The organism is Wolbachia endosymbiont (group A) of Machimus atricapillus, assembly GCF_964027095.1.
Lineage (GTDB): Bacteria > Pseudomonadota > Alphaproteobacteria > Rickettsiales > Anaplasmataceae > Wolbachia.
This window is the reverse complement of sequence record NZ_OZ034727.1, coordinates 1023071-1040085: the sequence shown is the minus strand read 5'-3', so window position 1 is coordinate 1040085 and position 17015 is coordinate 1023071. Positions and strand designations below refer to the sequence as shown.

The following is a 17015-nucleotide window of genomic DNA, read 5'->3' as shown; positions in this document are numbered from 1 at the left end:
CGGTTTCTATGTATACTGTTTGCATATTCTTTTTTAGTATTATAATTATAAAACTTATGTTCATAACTTTCGAAGGAATAGACGGCTCTGGTAAAACAACACAATCTAAGCTACTTGCAAATCATTTTAAGCAAATTCACGGCGAAAATAATGTAGTGTCGACTCGAGAACCAGGTGGCACTGATTTTGCAGAAAAGATAAGAGGAGTGTTGTTAACAAATAATATTGATCCTATTTCTGAACTCTTGCTACTTATCTCGATGAGGCACGAACATATGAAAAAATTAATATTACCAGCTCTTGCAGAAGGGAAAATAGTGATTTGTGATCGGTTTATTGATTCAACCATTGCATACCAAGGATATGGGTTTGGAGTTGATTTAAAACTAATAGAAGATTTGCACAGGTTGGCTGGAGTTAGATATCCAGATATTACATTTATTCTAGATATTGATGTTAAAGTTGGGTTAAGTAGAGCGAAAGACAAGAATAAATATGAAGAAATGGATGTTAATTTTTATAATAAAGTTGGAAAAGGGTTTAAAGAAATCGCCATAAAAGAGCCCGTTAGGTGCCATGTCATCACTGAAATTGAAACAAAAAATGATAATCAAGTACACACTAAGATTATTGATAAAATCACTATTGCAAAGACTTAACTATATTTATTTAACCTCTACTAATTTAAACCGAACCTTTAACTTGTGATAGAAAATTATTAATTTTAGGTAACATTATTTCACATGAATAACTTTTTGTTTGAGTAGCTAAAAAATCCTGTATTTTGTCTGGATCTTCTTCACTTATTATCTTATATGCCCTTGTGAGGTTCATTAATTCACTTCTATTTTTTTTATTACTTACTTCAGTAATAGTAAAAAATTGATCAAAATGGTCTAAGAGGTCTTTATTTTTTATTGAAGACACAATATCGTCAATTTCTTTCACAGATAATGCAAGTTCGTGTGCTTTACTACGATCTTCAAAACAAAGATTAACAAGCGCGTTGCAAAACCTATCTCTCGTAGTACTTCTCACTTCTGCTAATAAGGATTTAATATTTTCTTGGCAATACACTCTCTTTACTGATTCAGCTGGTTCAACCATACCAAGAACATTCTTTACCAAAGATTTTTTTTCACAACTAAATATGAACATGTAATAACCCATAGATAGAGTAAAGAACAAGAATACGGCTGGGAGCAAAAATGGCACTAGTACATTTTGTGATACAGGAAAGAGAAACCAGACAGCAGTTGCTGCTGATACAACAAGAAATAGCCCTAATAAAGTTAATTGCGCTCTTTTTTTATACTTATGATCAATGACTGCATTTACACCAATAGAAGCTACGTCAACCATTACTCATACCTCATTAAACAGTAATACTAACTGAATGATAGCATTATCGTGATGAAAATGCAACATTATGAATATTCTAATACAATTTATATTGACAGTTACAATTCTGAATGTTTTATTGCAGCGTTAGCTGATTAGCATTTTAAGCTAGGGTCAGATCTAATAGAGAGAGGATTTTTTTATTTTCTCATTCTTCTCATTTTCCTCTCTAACAATTTTTTTTCCGCTTAATATGTCCTTTATTTCATCTCCTGTTAAAGTTTCAAACTCCAGTAGATTTTCGGCAATGAGATCTAAGCCTTTCTTATGCTTGGTCAAAATGTCTTTCGCTTTTTCATAGCAAGAAGACACAACTTTCTTCACTTCTTCATCTATAAGTTTTAACGTATCTTCAGAAATTATCTCAGAACCATGCATAGTTTGTTCGCGATTGTGATAGATCGGACCTATTTTGTCGCTCATTCCCCATTTTGTTACCATAGAACGTGATAAATCTGATGCTAGTTTTATATCTGAAGATGCGCCGCTTGTGACTTTATCATAGCCAAAAATTAGCTCTTCTGCCACACGTCCACCCATTGCAACAGTTATATCTGCTAGTATCTTTTCTCTTGTGAGGGACACTCTATCTGTTTCTGGTAGTCTCATAACTAAACCGAGTGCCCTACCGCGTGGAATAATTGTTGCTTTGTGTATAGGATCAGAAGCAGGCATATTAACAGCAATCATCGCATGGCCAGCTTCATGGTATGCAGTCAGTCTCTTTTCCTCTTCTGTCATAATGAGAGATCGCCTTTCCACACCCATCATCACTTTATCACGTGCATATTCGAAATCATCCATGGTAACAATCTTCTTGTTTCTTCTTGCAGCAATAAGCGCAGATTCGTTCACTAAATTTGCTAAATCAGCCCCTGAAAAACCAGGTGTTCCTCTTGCAACTGTTTTCACATTTACATCAGGGGCCATTGATATTTTCTTTATATGCGTATTTAATATTTTCTCGCGCCCATTTATATCGGGTAAAGAAATAGTAATCTGCCGGTCAAAACGACCAGGCCTAAGCAGTGCTGGATCTAAGACATCCGGACGGTTAGTCGCAGCAATTATTATTACGCCCTCATTAGACTCAAAGCCATCCATCTCAACTAATAACTGATTTAATGTTTGTTCTCTTTCGTCATTACCACCACCAAGACCAATGCCACGATGTCTACCCACCGCATCTATCTCATCTATAAAAATTATACAAGGAGCATTTTTCTTGCCTTGATCAAACATATCACGAACACGGCTCGCACCAACACCAACAAACATCTCAACAAAATCAGATCCAGAAATGCTAAAGAATGGCACATTAGCTTCTCCTGCAATTGCACGAGCAAGTAAAGTTTTACCAGTTCCAGGAGAGCCAATTAAAAGGCACCCTTTTGGTATTTTTCCACCTAATATTTGAAATTTTTGCCTTTGTTTAAGGAAATCAACGATTTCTACTAGCTCTTCTTTTGCTTCATCAATTCCGGCAACATCATCAAATGTTACTTTTTTCCCACTAGTCATGAGTCTAGCCCTTGACTTGCCAAAGCTTATAGTTCTGTTGCCCCCCGCTTGTGTTTGTTTAAGAAAGAATAGCAAAAAGCCAATAAAGATAAATGTTGGGACCCATGAGATAAGTAATCCACCAATTACGCTCATGGCAGAATCTCCAGTTGAAAAGGAGAATCTCACTTTTCTATCATGTAAATTTTTTATTAGGTCGCTATATATAACACCGCTTGAGTTGAAACTTGAACCATCCCTAAACTTGCCCTCAATGCTCTGGTTTTTTATGACAATATTTTCTACATCATTGTCTTCTAGTCTAGTTAAAAATTCCGAAAAAGGTATGGTTGTTTTACTTCTACCTACATTTCCGCTGAACTGAATATAAACAACTGAAATAAGAACAATAATTACTAACCAGATCAATAAGCCTTCTAAAAATTTTTTCATTTCTATTTCTAACTAAGTACTAATCAAGCTTACCAAATTTTGTTTTATCGTGCTATTAATAATGCATTGAACCTTATCGTCATTGGTATTTTTTTCGTTATAATTTACATCAGGATAAGCAAGCACCTTTCCATCTTTTTGTACTGTAGGCAAAGAATAAAAGACTTCAGGGCAGCAGTTGTAAATTTAAAAGGTGTATTTAATTGTGACCACCACTCAGTGTGTTTTTTTTCATGAACAATAATTAACTTCATCTGCTATAAATTCACGTACTAGTAAGTCCATTAGAATTCCTTGGAGCTATACTAAAAAGAGTCTGTAACACATTTCCTACATTTGCTTCTTCATTCTCAGGCTTTTGAAATTCATCCTTAAGCTTTTCAAGTGCATTACTAACATCATTCATGGTAATAACGATTTCTTCTGTGTCCTCTTTTACAATACGATTTCTGGCAAAATCTTTTACAGAATTTACTAAATTAAATAAATCAGCTCCTGAAAAACCTTTAGTTCTACCTGCAAGTTCTGTAAGATCTAGATCTTCTGTTCTTGGTGTGTCCTTCATATAAAGATTTAATATTTTCTCACGTAGGTTTTCGTCTGGTAAAGGAATATTAATGTGCTTGGACAAACGACCACTCCTAGTGAGTGCAGAATCTAAAACACCCATACGATTAGTTGCAGCAATTACTATCACACCCTCTCTAGATTTGAAGCCATCCAATTCAGTCAATAACTGATTTAAAGTTTCTGTATACGCTTGATGACCATAACTGCTACCATCACAGCGCTTTTCACCAACAGAATCAATTTCATCTATAAAAACTATACAAGGAGCATTTTTTCTTGCTTTCTCAAAAAGCTTACGTATATTTCCTGGACCAGTGCCAACATACCGCTGAATAAACTCAGATGCAGAAACACTTATAAATGAAGATTTAGTTTCATTTGCAATTGCTTTAGCAAGCAAAGTTTTGCCAGTCCCCGGTGGACCATAAAAAATGTATCCTGTGTCTTGCGCATAATTTAGCTTTTCGTCTATTTCTATTTCCCTTTTTGACTGAAGTTTACAAATCTTTCTTAACTCTCGTCTTACATCGTCTGAAACTGCAACATCATCAAGTGTTACTTTTTGTTCATTCGTTACTTTAGGTGATGTCATTAGTTCATAAAAAACAACACATATTGCCCCAAACACAAAAAGTACAGCTGCAGTACCTGCCACTACACAAGTTACTACAGCGGATTTTATAATGATAGGCACAAAAAGTATAGTGTCCGTAGCAGTCTTAATTCTAAGAAACAGAATATACATAAGATAAATAAAAGCAGCAATTGCTAAACATAACAAAGGGAAAATGAATTTAAAGAACTCTCGCCAAGTTATTTTCATTATAATCCCTCACTAAGATAAATTTTCATCATCGATCATACTATATCGATAATATAAGATTTTTTTGTATTATGCAACTAATAATGAATTGAACCTTATTACTATTGATGTCTTTTGTATCATGAATTACATCAGGATAAGCAAGTACCTTTCCATCTTTTTGTACTGTAGGCAAAGAATAAAAGACTTCAGGGCAGCAGTTGTAATCCTTCAGAAATTCAGGAACTTTTTGTGTTTTTTTTAATGGAGCGATGATAACTGAACACTCTTGATTTCCGAGTATTGTGCAGCTAAATCTGTTATCCCATTGAGTAGGTTCATTTAAAGGTAGGTTTACGGTAATTTCTTGTATCTTTGACGATTCTCTAATTATTAAGATATTTTCTCCATATTTTCTTATTTTGCACCCAGAAAGTGTACAGTTAACATTACTATCCTTTTGCAATATTTTATTAAATATCGCAATAAGGCTATTGTACCTTGGTTTATAATGTTTACTGGCAATTGCCATTATAGAGTAAAGAAGAAGCCTCAAGGCTATTTCCTCTGGCAATTGATAAAATTCACTTAGTTTAATTTCAATATAACCAAGATCATGAACATTAACACAGTCATTAAATGCAAGGCGTGTGTAGTGCATCAACGCTTTTGCAGCTCTTTTCATATGAAGGGCTGTGAGGCATATTCGCTCTGTTAAAATCTCTTGATTGTCACTTGCTTTAAGTAAGCTACGGTATAAAGTTCGCCTGTATTTTAAGTTATAGTTGCTTCTATCTTCGATCCATTTTAACCGGTGAAGCTTAGCGTACTTTTCTATTTCACTACGACTAAAATTTAACAATGGCCTAAATATATAAATACCATTTAAGAAAGATTTGTAATCCATTGATGATAATCCATCTACGCCACTACCTCGCTCCAATCTTAATAAGAACGTTTCTGCTTGATCATCTTTGTGATGAGCAACGAGCAAACATTTAACATTATTGTTTTTACAACACTCTGCTAGTAACTTATATCGTGCTTTTCGTGCCTGTAATTGAATATTACCTTTAATATTTTGCTTCTCCCAATTTAATATGAACGATTCCTTTGCTCCAAGTTCTTTTGCATAACTTGTAACAAAATCAGCTTCTTTTTGAGACTCTGAACGTAACCCATGATTTACTGTTAATGCTATAGGAAGTGAAAGCTTGTTTTTTTTTGCCCAGTTAGTCATTAAGTGCAGTAAGACTATACTATCTACACCACCTGATACTGCAACTGCGATTTGGTTATAGAAAGCAAAGCTATTAGCTATATTTTGAAATAATAACTCTAATTTCATTATGTTTCTTGATGGCAAGATAGTCTCTACGTCATACAGCGACTTATTTGTGGTATATATAGATCCCGCTAACAAGCAGCGGAATTGCTCTCTTTTGTCATCCCAGTGCTTGACACTGGGATCCAGGTTTTAATGCAAGAAACTATTTCTTTATTCCAGAAAATGAAAATTCCACTCTACGATTTTTAGCATGCTCTTTTTCATATTTAGAATTTCTAGAATCATCTTTTACATTAACCAAAGGCTCAGTTTCACCCTTAGAAGCAGTTTTTATTCTGTTTTCTATGTAGGGTGCACAACTAACCATAAATTTTTTAGCTGCATCTGCCCTTCTAGCGCCTAGCGCAAGATTATATTCATGAGAACCACGGTTGTCAGTATGACCAGTTAAAGTAACCTTCGCGTCAGGGTTATCTTGTAACACCTCCATTACGTTAAGTAATGCATCTGCGCTTACTTCAGTAATACTAGATTCATCATAACCAAAGAAAACTCTTTTATCACCTATCTGCTTAACAACAGAATTCATTTTATTTGTTGTATTTGCTCCTTTTTTTGGGCAAGAACTTACACCAGTAAGTAGCAAACAAAAACAGCACATTATAACCAGTCTACTCCACATTACTAAACCTCCATAAATTTTAAAATAGTGCGTAACTTTAATTTCAGTAGCTAATAATCTCTCCATATTGTAATATAGTCAAGAGAAATAAAATACTAAATACTTTTTCTACACCCTTACAATTAATTTTCTTATAATATGCTGGACTCTGAGTAGAAAAATCCAATAAAGGAATAAAAAGTACAATTTTTTATGTACTTTAAGCAAATATACTTTATTATTAATCTATTACGATATTAAAGAGATGTTTTCTAAAACAATGAACAAATTATGAAATCTTATAAGTTTTTAGAGGAAGTATTATATAGGGTAAAGAATATCGAAAATACGCTAAAAGTACTAAACCAAAGCCAATTGAATATAGAGGACAAAGTTGAACAAATGAGTCTTCTAGAAGAAATCAGACATGAAATTATCTCTCATGATGCAATAAAGGAATCATTAGCAGATGCTCTTGGTAACAAAAAAAGTGCAAATACTCAGCAGCTAAAGTTAATAGAGAGAATACATAAAAGCAACAGTGCTGTTCCTATTGATTTAGTAAAGTCTTTATCCAAAGCTAAGGTTGAATGCCAAAATTTATGGAAACTATCTCATTCTGAAACCAGTAACTTAGAAAAACTAAAAGAACGTTTTACTGATTTAATCACACTCATTTGCGAAGTAGCTTCTATAAAATCGCAGCAATTAAAATGCTCAAAATACGACTCACTGCTTGCTGACTATGACTCTGATATCACAGAAAAGAATATAAGGGAAGTATTCCCCAAGGTAGGCAAATTTTTTAGCGAAAATGTGGATGAAATAATTGAAAAGCAGAAAAAGGATAAGGTTACTAATATACAAAGAGTTGCTACTCAGAAGCAGATTGAACTTGGCTCGTTATGTTTACAGCAAATGGGTATTGCACTAAATGAGATTCGTACTTCTTATTACTACCCTATAGATTATGATGAATCTGATTTTTGTTATGGTTTATTTTCACTTTTACGGCATAGTGGTTATGCGATTTATCAAAAATGTTTAGCGCAAAATTCTATAAGTAGCCCAATTACGAGACATGTTATGTATGAAACTCAAGGGTTATTCATGGAAAGGATGATTGGAACATCCAGAGAATTTATTGAGTTCATTCAACCACACATAAAAGAGAAATTTGCTATAAAAGGCAAAACTAATAGCAGTGTTGAAAATTTGCACTTGGTTTTCAATGAAATAAACCTTTCCTCTTCTTTAAAGAACGCAGATGAATTTAGTCTGTTAGCTCATATTATGTTGAGAACTAGGTTAGAACAGGATATAATAAATGGTACACTGGAAGTTAAGGATCTGCACGATGCGTGGCTGGAAGGTATGAAGCACTATAAAATTCCAGTAAAAGCTAAAAATGAGCTGGACACTTATTTTCAAGATGAATATTGGGCAAGCGGTGTTATGGGCTACTTTCCTATAAAAATTATTGCTTTAATTGCTGCTGTGCAGATTTTCTCTTTCGTTAAAAAGAATCATTACGAATCATTAAGTGCTATAATAAAAGGAGATTTTAGTTTACTTATCAGTTGGTTATCTCAAAATATATACAGTGCAAAGTGTGGCCTGGAACTGCTAAAAAAAGTAACAGGCAAGGGTTTAGACGTTGAGTGTGTTACTTACTACCTATCTGAAAAGTATAATTTGTCTCAATAAATGGTTTTCTTGAGTTATGTATGAATTTTGTTCGAAAATTGACCGGAAAGTTTTATAGCCTTTTTACTTTCAAAGGTTTGTTTGCTAGCGATATTGCCATAGACCTTGGTACTGCAAACACTTTAGTTTATCAGAAAAATCAGGGAATAGTGCTTGATGAGCCTTCAGTTGTAGCAAGAGTAAAAGAAAAAGGAAGCTACGTTCCTTATGCTTTTGGTAAAAAAGCTAAAATGATGCTTGGAAAAACGCCTGGAGAAATAGAGGCGATAAGGCCCTTAAAGGATGGAGTTATTGCTGATTTTAAAAGTGCGGAAGAAATGCTAAAATATTTCATACGCAGTGCAAACACAAAATTCACTGTTAATAAACCTAATATTATCATATGCGTTCCATCTGGATCCACGCCAGTTGAAAGGCGTGCTATACAAGATGCAGCAGAAAGTGCTGGTGCAAATGAAGTATTTTTGATTGAAGAACCAATGGCTGCAGCAATCGGAGCTGGGCTCCCAGTTACTGAACCTGAGGGTTCTATGATCGTTGATATAGGAGGCGGTACAACTGAAGTTGCAATTATTTCTTTAGGCGGAATTGTTTATTCACGTTCTGCCAGAGTAGGTGGCGATATTATGGATGAAGCAATAAAATCGTATATTCGTGAAAATCATAAGTTATTAATCGGTGAAACAACTGCTGAAAAAATTAAGAAAAACGTAGGTTCAGCCAGTCTGCCAGGTGAAAATAACAAAGAGGGAATGATAATTAAAGGCAGGGATTTAGTGAGTGGCATGCCAAAAGAAATGCTTTTATCAGAATATCAAGTTGCAGAGAGTTTAATAGAGCCTGTACATCAGATAATTTCTGCTATTAGGACTGCACTGGAGAGCACTCCACCTGAACTTTCTTCTGATATAGTCGATAGAGGAATAATTTTATCCGGTGGTGGTGGATTATTGCGTAACTTGGGCAAAGTTATCAGTGAAACAACAAAATTACCAGTTCGTGTTGCAGATGACCCACTTTGTTGTGTTGCCTTGGGTAGTGGAAAAGTGCTTGAAAACATGGATTATTTTGGCCATGTTTTATTCAAGCAAGATTAAATTGTTTTTGAAGGTAGTTTATCGAATTGTTTTGATGGAATTATGTAATATAAATGAGATCCCAGTGTCACGCACCAAGTAATTTGAAGGCAACTTCCAGCAGGAAAGGGTGTCATCCGAGTAGCTGACACTGGGATCCAGGAAACTTAATTACAAATAAATATGCTGTTTTAATGAATTTGCATAAATAGACACTAGATTCCAGTGTCAGCTACTTTCATGACATCATCTACTATGTAAATTGCCCCCAAATCAAAACGTTTGCACAGTTGTATGTTGGAATGACACAAAATTTGCGTTTATAAATTAAGGCGATTATGCTAAAAGAATTTAAAATTGAACCTCTGCTAAAAGATAGAGCTCCGCACCAGACCAAGGCTATTGTTGCAATGTCCGGGGGAGTTGATAGCTCCGTTGCTGCAGCACTGCTATATAACTTTGGGTACCAGGTGATAGGTGTGACTCTTCAACTCTATGGCACCGACGGTAATGCTAACGCAAGAAAAGGTGCATGTTGTGCTGGACAGGATATTTACGACGCTAAGCGCGTGGCTGAAAGTGTTGGCTTTCCTCACTATATTTTAAACTACGAGGAAATATTCAAAAAGGAAGTAATAGAGGATTTTGCAAGTACCTATATGCGTGGGGAAACTCCCATACCATGCGTAAGATGTAACCAAACGGTAAAATTTCGTGATCTATTGCAAGTTACAAAAAATCTTGGTGCGGATGTGCTTGTAACAGGACATTACGTGAGAAGATTAGAAAAAAATGGTGAGGTAAAGTTGTGCAGAAGCATTGATAAAAGTAAAGATCAAAGCTATTTTCTATTTGCTACAACAAAGGAGCAGTTGAAGCTTTTGCGATTTCCACTAGGTGGGTTCTATAAAAGTGATATAAGAAAATTAGCAAAGTATTTCAGCTTACAAATTTCTGAAAAGCCGGACAGTCAAGATATATGCTTTGTTTCCGAAAGCTATAGTAAAACAATAGCTAAATTAGCTCCACAATCTGTACAGAAAGGTAAAATAGTGGATGTTAATGGAAAAGTGCTAGGCGAGCACAGTGGCATAGTAAATTTTACAGTGGGGCAAAGAAAGGGCTTGGGTATCGCACACAATGAACCTCTTTATGTGATAAAAATTAATACAGAAAATAATGAGGTTATAGTAGGTCCGATCAACGCATTAATGCAAAAAAAAATATTGATCAAGGAGTTAAATTGGTTAGAACAACCAAAGGAAGGTATGGAAGTAACTGTGAAGCTGAGATCATCACATGCGGGAAGTTTAGCAACAATACATTCAACTGACGAAAAAAATAAAGCCTGTGTCATTTTAAACGACGATTACTTTGGCATCAGTCCAGGTCAAGCCTGTGTGGCATATAAAGGTGAACAAGTTATCGGTGGAGGATGGATATGCTCTTAACTGGGTGGCTTAATTTTTTTATGCAGAATGTAAACGTACAATAATATTTATTGCTATTTTACCCTATATCGCTTATACTATAAAGTAGAACATTATAGGTTTTAGCAATGGTTAAGGAAGTTGAAGAACTAATAAAAATTGTTGGTAAGGGTAATTTATTAGAGACTTTGTTTATTTTTTTAGGTGGCTTTCAACATGCCGACTTAGATCGTAGTATGGACTGCAGAAATCATTTTGGTTTGTCTGCATTCATTAAAAAAGAGGGGGAGCCATTAGATGAATATTTTAACTTAAAGTTTAGTCTACAAGGGCTGTTTTTAATTTATGCTCAAGCTTATAAGATACTTAGTGAAAACAACAACCTGAATACTAAAGATGTCATAGATAAAATATATGAAGTTATTAAAGGGTCTGAGTTAAATAGAGATATAAATGAAGTAGTAGAAGTAGATGGAAGTAAATTAGATTTACTTAACATCTTAGCAAATCCAAAGAGAGAAGCAATATTTAAAACAGAAAAAGATTTTGAAAATAAAGTACTTATTGGTGTTAGAAAGTTACTAAATGAAAAAACTACATTAAACAAATATGACAGAGAATTTGCATTAAATAAGTGCATTATCAGCAGCTATTATTCCATTCATGACATAAAAGCAGATAAAGATATAGCATTGTTCTTTTCTTTGGGTGGTCACTATAAAGAACTTTCGTCATCTAACAAAACAGTAAAAAGAGAAGTATTAGAGATATGTGAGAATCAGTTAATAGCGCATTATACAATGTTCTTAGCTAAAGCACTACATATGATCAAGTTATCAAGTAGAGATAAATATACAATCGACCATGAGAATGTGGATCGACAAGAGAAAGAATTAAAAATGGATGGATTAATATATCCTATAAATACAAAAAACACCCTAGAGCAACTGTTAAAAAACCAAAATAGTGATGAATTTGAACAATTAGTAACGAGCCCTAAAAATATATACTACTCAGTGCCACAAGAAGAGAATAAATGTAGGCCAAATTTCATTGTCAGCAAGAAAAAAGAAAAAGACCATAAAAACACAGTCTGTAAACTTATTTTGGGTATGTTTGTATTATCTGTTGGGTTATATGTTGCTGATTATTTCCTTATGGAGCAAAAATTGTTCAACTCAATAAAAAATGTTTTGCCACAAGACAACCTTACTAACTTGATAGTTGGTGCGGTGCTTACTATTGTAATAGTATATGCTTTATTTCAATTATCACAGAAACCACCACTTTCAACAGTCAATGGAATGACGAATGAAAATTTAGAATCGCTCCATGCAAAACAAGCTTAGAACTACATAAATGTAGCAACTTAAAAGTACATATTGTATAATGCTTATTCTTAAGTTAAGAAGGTAATTTATGGATTTAAGTAAAATAACAGCGGTACCAAATGCGGTGAATGTGGTAATTGAAATAAGTGCAAATGCTGAGCCTGTAAAGTATGAATTTAATAAAGAGCTTGGGTTGTTACAAGTTGACAGATTTTTGTCTACCTCAATGACTTATCCTTGCAATTATGGGTTTATACCAAATACCTGCGCAGGTGATGGTGATCCTGTGGATGTTTTGGTGCTAACTCAATTTCCCTTAGCATCTAGTGTTTTAATATCGGTGCGTCCAATAGGCGCATTACTCACTAAAGATGAAAAAGGAGAAGATGAAAAGATATTAGCTGTGCCTGTTTCCAGTGTTGATAGCTATTATGACAATATAAAGGACTATTCTGACTTATCTAAAAACCTACTAGATAAAATTGCTCATTTCTTTTCTCATTATAAAGATCTAGAAAAGGGAAAAACGGTAGCAGTTGGAGAATGGGTTGGTGTAGAAGAAGCAAAGAAAATCATTGAAAAAAGCAGAAATTAGTTTTTGTTGATTTATAGCTAAAGTGGCTTAGGTTTGCCTACAATTTGAAAAACAACAAATTCGTCATTCCGCTACTTGTTAGCGGAATCTATGCTGAGATACCGCGCACAACTGTACGAACATTCATTCTTGAAGGTAAACTGCACAGCAAATGGTGTCATTCCAGTGCTTGACACTGGAATCCAACCTTGCCGTAATCTCATCAAGAACGTTGTGTTTTAACATAAGACCAGCCACTTTTATGCTTACCAACTTAGTGCCCAATCAAAATTCCTGGATCCCAGTGTCTGGGCACTGGGATGACATTCTTCTGGTAGGCTCAAATTGTAATGTTCGTACAGTTGTGGAATGAATTGCGGTATGACGTAGGGAAACCTTTCTTGGGTTAGCTATAGATTTTTGTACCACAGATCTAAAAATTACAGTTGTTCGGAAAAATGTTGCTGTTAAAAGCATTAGACAGGCGGTAGAGGTCTTGGTATTATATAATCTTTAGGTTCTAAATTTGGAAGGGTGGCCGAGCGGCTGAAGGCGGCGGTTTGCTAAACCGTTATACGATTGAAAAGTCGTATCGAGGGTTCGAATCCCTCTCCTTCCGTATACTGTTTTAGCACGGTCTGAATTCGCTATATTGGCATGTTTTTAGCCTGTTTACCTGATCTTGTTGCAATGGTTTTTATTTCCGTCTTTGCTTAGATAGCTATTAAAAAGTTGGCTAGCGTTGACTCAGTATTTATTATAGAATTGGTTGTTAACCTTACTTATATGCATAAAATACTAATTTTACTGTTGATAGTGTTGCCACTTAGGTTGCTTGCAACCGAGATTGAAATTGTTGCAGATGTAAATGGTGAGCCAATTTCAAATTTAGATATCGAAAAACGCATCAACTTTATAAATTCATTGTTTGGCACTCAAAGTGTTAATCAAAAAGAAGCAAAACCTCAAATTCTTAGGGAGCTAATAGACGAAATTATCATTATCAATGAAGCACAGAGGCTGAATATAAAATTGAGCAACGAGGAGTTAGATAATGCTATCATATTATTTTTAACCCAAAGTTTTAAACTTAAGGCTAATGAAGTTGATCAATACATAAAAAAGCATAATATAGATCTTAGTATTTTAAGAAAACAAATAAAATGTCAGTTACTATGGAGCAAAATTATTGAAGTAAGAATTGTGCCATTTATTAATATAAGCGATAAAGAAGTAGATGATGTAAAAAGGCAAACAGAAAAGCCGGATTATCTTATCACGTTCCAAGAGTTTATAATTCCTGATCAAAAAGACAAGGATGTTTATGGCATAGCTGAAGATTTAGTAAAAAAATTACGTAATAGTAATAACCCGGAATCTCCAATAAAGATGCGTAAAGCAACAGTTAATTTAAGTCAGCTCAAAGATAAACTTAAGAGCGTTTTAGAAAGACTAGAAACCGGCGATATAGCAGGTCCATTCAGTTTCAGTGAAGGTTACTCTATTATAAAAGTCATAGACAAGGTACAACTTAATTATGCACTGCTGGAAAGCACTTTAAAATTAAAACAGATTGTGGTTGAGGGTTCAGAAAGTTTATTGGATAATTTTCAAGAGCAAAAGGTCAATTGTTTAAATTTTGACAAATTAGCAGATGATTTTAAGTTGCCAAACGCAAAAGAGTTTGAAATAAAAATGCGAGATTTAAATCCTGATTTACAGATTTTATTTAGTAAAACAAGTGTGAATGAAATAGTAGAATTAAGAGAAAATGGCACTGCAAAGTTAATGATGTTGTGTGATATCAAGAGTAATGCAGCGGATATAGAAGCAATTAAACAGCAGATGTACCAACAAAAGATTATGATACAAAGCAACTTGTTATTAGATGATATGCGTAAAAATTCAGCTGTCAGTTATCGGTATAGTTGAAGTCAGAGAGTGTCCTTGTCTCTGTCTTTGTGTACGAAAATTACTTTGTTCTATAAAATTTCAAAAAATTTGAACAAATATAGTTAAAATAGCACATGAAGAATATAATGCTAATTGGTGGTGGAGTTGGAAATGCAGTATTATTTTCGATAGGGAAGGCGTGTCTTGAAAATAATAATAAGGTTTTGTACTTTGCTGGCTATAAGAAATTAAGTGATGTATTTAAACGAGCACTGATAGAGCGTGCATCAAATGCAGTAGTTTGGGCATGTGAAGAAGGATTGATAGAAACAAGCAGAGATCAAGATAAATCCTTTCATGGTAATATAGTTGATGCAATAGTCTCTTATCAACAAGGAAGATTAGGTATTAATTTAAACACTATAGATAAAATTATCACTATTGGTTCTGATAAAATGATGAAAGCTGTGAATGAAGCTAGAAAAACAATTTTAAAGCCATATCTGAAGTCAAGTCACATAGCAATATCGTCAGTTAATTCTCCTATGCAGTGTATGATGAAAGAAATCTGCGCTCAGTGTGTTCAGCAACATATAAATACGGAAACAGGAGAAAGGAGTTTTGTTTATAGTTGCAGTAATCAAGACCAGGATATGGAATTTATTGACTTTGATTTTTTAAGTGAGCGCTTAAAGCAAAATAGTTTACAAGAAAAACTCACTGCGAAATGGATAGATCATGTTCAAAGATATTAAACAGCACAAAAAGGAAATAAGAGAGCAATATAGAGCTATAAGAAAAGATATTGATGAAAGTTATTCCAGTTATGCGGCAAGTTCCCTTATTAATCTCTTTAATCAGAACTTAAGTTACGTTAAAGGCAAAACAATTGCGGCTTACGTTCCAATGGATGGGGAAATAAATGTTGTCCCTTTGATGTGTCGTTTGCTCTATTTAGGTTATAAAGTAGCAATTCCTGATAAAAATCAGTTGCTAAGATTTGAGGGATGGAACGAAACAAATGAAGATGTAATTCCCGACACAATCATTACTCCTGTTGTTGCTTTTGATGATCATTTTAATAGATTAGGTTTTGGCGGTGGTTGGTATGATACAATGATAAAAAAATTACGGCCGCTTGGAAAAATATTTATAGGTGTAGCCTATGAGAAACAATATTGTAAAGATTTACCTGTAGAAAAACATGATCAAAAATTGGATATTATAATCACTGAGATGTGTGTTAGATGTGGAGGTGGATTGCTCAAAAAAGTGGATAGAAAGGAGTAGCGTAACCCCACTTTCTGATAGTAATTTTTGCGTCAAAACGCTCCTCAAATGCATCAACCCGGTCCTGTGATTCCTTCTTCACTCACTCGTTCAGCACTTGAACTACCTAATTGAGAATCTGGCTTCATTTCCTGAGCTTTCTCATTAACTTTTTGTTCTACATCTTCTATTTTACCGTTACCAATAGCCATAATTGCAGGTTGAAATTTATTTATAAGATCATTAAGTGCTTTCATATCTGCTACATGAGTACTGAGGCCCTTTTCCAGAAGTCTGCTCATATCATCTTCTGAAAAATTTTGAATGGTTCCATTCTTTACTAACTCTTGTATAGCAGATCGCTGCCTTTCATTTTGAAGCATTTCTAATATTTTTTTCCCATCATCAAGACCTTTTTTAGCGTCAACGCCTTCGTTATCTTTAAGACTAATGTTTGCAATAGTTTCAAGCACGTTTGTTCTTAATCTACTAAAGTTATTCTCTCTTGCTTGAACTGTAGGTAATTTATCTATTAAATCCTTATATGAACTTTTCACTGCTTTTCCTGCTTCAATCGCTCCTTCTTTTATTTTTTCCCCTGCCTTTCCTATACCTATTCCTACATAACGCGCTCCAATAGCTACAAGCGCTATTAATGTAGCAAGCACAATAAGCGGAGAAAATGCTACTCCCAATACTATTGCTGTAGAAGCTATTCCAATTTTTTTATTTGCAGATGCTGATTTAAAATAATTGACTAGATTGTCCAGCGGACCTTTATTATTATTTATAACATTACTTATTGCTTGCTGATTAACAGATTTTAACGCCTCTTCTATTATTTTTGAGTCAACGTTTTCAGAAGTTAACCCTTTAAGTGCTTCTTCAATGAATTTTATAAATAATTCTTTGTTTACCTCCTTTTGCAAGCCTTGGTCATTAATCGCTAAACCTAAATCTTTGAGATTCATCCCTTTAACTTGTTCTGATAGGGCTTCAAACAACTTCCCTTTTTCTTCCTGTGGGAATTGTGCGATGCTTTCTATTATATCTGAAATAG

The 17015-nt window shown here is 34.2% G+C and carries 17 protein-coding genes, 1 tRNA gene and 1 pseudogene; 10 read left to right on the top strand and 9 right to left on the bottom strand.

What is annotated here, in order from left to right; genetic code table 11:
* The first annotated feature begins 56 nt into the window (after nt 1-56).
* The gene (gene tmk / locus AAGD68_RS05105) at nt 57-659 is read left to right on the top strand and encodes a dTMP kinase (RefSeq protein ID WP_253302246.1); all 603 of its coding nucleotides are present in this window, start codon (nt 57-59) and stop codon (nt 657-659) included.
* A gap of 25 nt (nt 660-684) precedes the next feature.
* Here the strand turns inward: tmk and AAGD68_RS05100 are convergent, their stop codons facing one another.
* The 6 genes and pseudogenes from AAGD68_RS05100 to AAGD68_RS05075 all read right to left on the bottom strand — a co-directional run bounded on the left by AAGD68_RS05100 (nt 685) and on the right by AAGD68_RS05075 (nt 6696).
* A complete protein-coding gene (locus tag AAGD68_RS05100) occupies nt 685-1362 on the bottom strand; it encodes a hypothetical protein (protein ID WP_264688046.1) in 678 nt (225 codons plus the stop codon).
* A 159-nt stretch (nt 1363-1521) separates the two neighbouring features.
* On the bottom strand, nt 1522-3354 hold the full coding sequence (gene ftsH, locus AAGD68_RS05095; RefSeq protein WP_264731997.1) for an ATP-dependent zinc metalloprotease FtsH: 1833 nt from the start codon (nt 3352-3354) through the stop codon (nt 1522-1524).
* 12 nt (nt 3355-3366) lie between these two features.
* Nucleotides 3367-3537, bottom strand: a pseudogene (locus AAGD68_RS05090) (tRNA(Ile)-lysidine synthetase); the annotation flags it as partial.
* An 82-nt stretch (nt 3538-3619) separates the two neighbouring features.
* On the bottom strand, nt 3620-4579 hold the full coding sequence (locus AAGD68_RS05085) for an ATP-binding protein (RefSeq protein WP_341814159.1): 960 nt from the start codon (nt 4577-4579) through the stop codon (nt 3620-3622).
* A gap of 208 nt (nt 4580-4787) precedes the next feature.
* Complete coding sequence (gene tilS, locus AAGD68_RS05080; protein WP_264688043.1) at nt 4788-6074, bottom strand: tRNA lysidine(34) synthetase TilS; 1287 nt, start codon at nt 6072-6074, stop codon at nt 4788-4790.
* 142 nt (nt 6075-6216) lie between these two features.
* Nucleotides 6217-6696, bottom strand: a complete 480-nt coding sequence (locus tag AAGD68_RS05075) for an OmpA family protein (protein ID WP_265016724.1) — start codon at nt 6694-6696, stop codon at nt 6217-6219.
* A 270-nt stretch (nt 6697-6966) separates the two neighbouring features.
* Between AAGD68_RS05075 and AAGD68_RS05070 the strand changes: the two genes are divergently transcribed.
* From AAGD68_RS05070 to ppa, 5 genes are all read left to right on the top strand, one after another.
* Complete coding sequence (locus tag AAGD68_RS05070; protein WP_341814158.1) at nt 6967-8382, top strand: carboxypeptidase; 1416 nt, start codon at nt 6967-6969, stop codon at nt 8380-8382.
* 20 nt (nt 8383-8402) lie between these two features.
* The gene (locus AAGD68_RS05065) at nt 8403-9479 is read left to right on the top strand and encodes a rod shape-determining protein (RefSeq protein ID WP_253309829.1); all 1077 of its coding nucleotides are present in this window, start codon (nt 8403-8405) and stop codon (nt 9477-9479) included.
* Nucleotides 9480-9796: 317 nt separating this feature from the next.
* Nucleotides 9797-10909, top strand: a complete 1113-nt coding sequence (gene mnmA / locus AAGD68_RS05060) for a tRNA 2-thiouridine(34) synthase MnmA (protein WP_253309830.1) — start codon at nt 9797-9799, stop codon at nt 10907-10909.
* A gap of 107 nt (nt 10910-11016) precedes the next feature.
* The gene (locus tag AAGD68_RS05055) at nt 11017-12237 is read left to right on the top strand and encodes a hypothetical protein (RefSeq protein WP_265016722.1); all 1221 of its coding nucleotides are present in this window, start codon (nt 11017-11019) and stop codon (nt 12235-12237) included.
* Nucleotides 12238-12307: 70 nt separating this feature from the next.
* Nucleotides 12308-12814, top strand: coding sequence for an inorganic diphosphatase (ppa, locus tag AAGD68_RS05050; protein WP_182183735.1), 507 nt, complete (start codon nt 12308-12310; stop codon nt 12812-12814).
* A 71-nt stretch (nt 12815-12885) separates the two neighbouring features.
* Here the strand turns inward: ppa and AAGD68_RS05045 are convergent, their stop codons facing one another.
* On the bottom strand, nt 12886-13017 hold the full coding sequence (locus AAGD68_RS05045) for a hypothetical protein (protein WP_264688037.1): 132 nt from the start codon (nt 13015-13017) through the stop codon (nt 12886-12888).
* Between the two features lie 61 nt (nt 13018-13078).
* The gene (locus AAGD68_RS05040) at nt 13079-13222 is read right to left on the bottom strand and encodes a hypothetical protein (RefSeq protein ID WP_264688036.1); all 144 of its coding nucleotides are present in this window, start codon (nt 13220-13222) and stop codon (nt 13079-13081) included.
* Nucleotides 13223-13321: 99 nt separating this feature from the next.
* Here AAGD68_RS05040 and AAGD68_RS05035 point away from each other — a divergent pair.
* From AAGD68_RS05035 to AAGD68_RS05020, 4 genes are all read left to right on the top strand, one after another.
* Nucleotides 13322-13412, top strand: a tRNA-Ser gene (locus AAGD68_RS05035).
* 167 nt (nt 13413-13579) lie between these two features.
* Nucleotides 13580-14725, top strand: a complete 1146-nt coding sequence (locus tag AAGD68_RS05030) for a SurA N-terminal domain-containing protein (RefSeq protein ID WP_264688035.1) — start codon at nt 13580-13582, stop codon at nt 14723-14725.
* 95 nt (nt 14726-14820) lie between these two features.
* The gene (locus AAGD68_RS05025; RefSeq protein ID WP_253309835.1) at nt 14821-15441 is read left to right on the top strand and encodes an oxidoreductase; all 621 of its coding nucleotides are present in this window, start codon (nt 14821-14823) and stop codon (nt 15439-15441) included.
* Nucleotides 15425-15976 carry a 5-formyltetrahydrofolate cyclo-ligase gene (locus AAGD68_RS05020; protein WP_253309836.1) on the top strand — a complete coding sequence of 184 codons (552 nt, stop codon included), beginning with the start codon at nt 15425-15427 and terminating at the stop codon, nt 15974-15976. The genes AAGD68_RS05025 and AAGD68_RS05020 overlap by 17 nt, the downstream gene beginning before the upstream one ends.
* Before the next feature lie 53 nt (nt 15977-16029).
* Here the strand turns inward: AAGD68_RS05020 and AAGD68_RS05015 are convergent, their stop codons facing one another.
* Nucleotides 16030-16926 (bottom strand): hypothetical protein, encoded by an 897-nt coding sequence (locus AAGD68_RS05015; protein WP_373457559.1) that lies wholly within the window; start codon nt 16924-16926, stop codon nt 16030-16032.
* Between the last annotated feature and the right edge of the window lie 89 nt (nt 16927-17015).

Bases quoted from the DNA above. Each gene is read 5' to 3' on its own strand.
- tilS (WP_264688043.1), bottom strand. From the start codon at position 6,074: ATGAAATTAGAGTTATTATTTCAAAATATAGCTAATAGCTTTGCTTTC.
- ftsH (WP_264731997.1), bottom strand. From the start codon at position 3,354: ATGAAAAAATTTTTAGAAGGCTTATTGATCTGGTTAGTAATTATTGTT.
- AAGD68_RS05030 (WP_264688035.1), top strand. From the start codon at position 13,580: ATGCATAAAATACTAATTTTACTGTTGATAGTGTTGCCACTTAGGTTG.
- AAGD68_RS05070 (WP_341814158.1), top strand. From the start codon at position 6,967: ATGAAATCTTATAAGTTTTTAGAGGAAGTATTATATAGGGTAAAGAAT.
- AAGD68_RS05055 (WP_265016722.1), top strand. From the start codon at position 11,017: ATGGTTAAGGAAGTTGAAGAACTAATAAAAATTGTTGGTAAGGGTAAT.
- AAGD68_RS05020 (WP_253309836.1), top strand. From the start codon at position 15,425: ATGTTCAAAGATATTAAACAGCACAAAAAGGAAATAAGAGAGCAATAT.
- AAGD68_RS05100 (WP_264688046.1), bottom strand. From the start codon at position 1,362: ATGGTTGACGTAGCTTCTATTGGTGTAAATGCAGTCATTGATCATAAG.
- AAGD68_RS05075 (WP_265016724.1), bottom strand. From the start codon at position 6,696: ATGTGGAGTAGACTGGTTATAATGTGCTGTTTTTGTTTGCTACTTACT.
- mnmA (WP_253309830.1), top strand. From the start codon at position 9,797: ATGCTAAAAGAATTTAAAATTGAACCTCTGCTAAAAGATAGAGCTCCG.
- AAGD68_RS05045 (WP_264688037.1), bottom strand. From the start codon at position 13,017: ATGAGATTACGGCAAGGTTGGATTCCAGTGTCAAGCACTGGAATGACA.
- tmk (WP_253302246.1), top strand. From the start codon at position 57: ATGTTCATAACTTTCGAAGGAATAGACGGCTCTGGTAAAACAACACAA.
- AAGD68_RS05015 (WP_373457559.1), bottom strand. From the start codon at position 16,926: ATGAATCTCAAAGATTTAGGTTTAGCGATTAATGACCAAGGCTTGCAA.
- AAGD68_RS05025 (WP_253309835.1), top strand. From the start codon at position 14,821: ATGAAGAATATAATGCTAATTGGTGGTGGAGTTGGAAATGCAGTATTA.
- ppa (WP_182183735.1), top strand. From the start codon at position 12,308: ATGGATTTAAGTAAAATAACAGCGGTACCAAATGCGGTGAATGTGGTA.
- AAGD68_RS05065 (WP_253309829.1), top strand. From the start codon at position 8,403: ATGAATTTTGTTCGAAAATTGACCGGAAAGTTTTATAGCCTTTTTACT.